The 546-nt window shown below is 33.0% G+C and carries 1 protein-coding gene; it reads right to left on the minus strand.

Annotation, left to right across the window (positions count from 1 at the left end; all coding sequences use genetic code 11):
• A partial coding sequence (locus ABD287_RS18465) for a SurA N-terminal domain-containing protein (protein ID WP_344174830.1) occupies positions 1–415 on the minus strand: 415 nt, incomplete at its 3' end.
• Between the last annotated feature and the right edge of the window lie 131 nt (positions 416–546).

The following is a 546-nucleotide window of genomic DNA, read 5'->3' on the forward strand; positions in this document are numbered from 1 at the left end:
CTAATATATCATTTATTGCCGCATCAATTTCTTTATCAGATATCCTAATATTATTTCTCTGAGCTATCTGTAATAATATGCTTTGAGCTATAAGATTTTGGAGAGCTTCTTTCTTAATCTGAAGTTGATTTTGTGGGTCATATGTTTGAGATGGAGGAAGAGTCGCGAGAACTTTTTGTACTTCTTGATCAAGCTCTAAAGAGGTTATTACTTTGTCATTAACTATAGCAACCGTTTTATTAATAGCTAGTTCTTGATTGCTAGGAACTTGAGGAGCTGCCTTTGCTGGCATAGTTGGCATTTGAGGCATATTTGAATTAAAAGAGTTTTGGAATAGGTTGCTAGATATATCTGCAAAAGAATAAATAGGTATCAAAAATAAAAGTAGTAAAGCTAATCTTTTTTTTAAAAGCATAACTAAACTCCCCACTGTCCAGCGGTATAGCCATTGATCTGATTTAATCTTTGTGCAAGTCCATTAGCTCCATAAACACCACCAAGTCCTTTTAATTCAAGTTCTAAAACATATGTGTTAGTTAATTTTCC

The organism is Pilimelia columellifera subsp. columellifera (assembly GCF_039532605.1).
Classification (GTDB): Bacteria; Actinomycetota; Actinomycetes; order Mycobacteriales; family Micromonosporaceae; genus Pilimelia; species Pilimelia columellifera.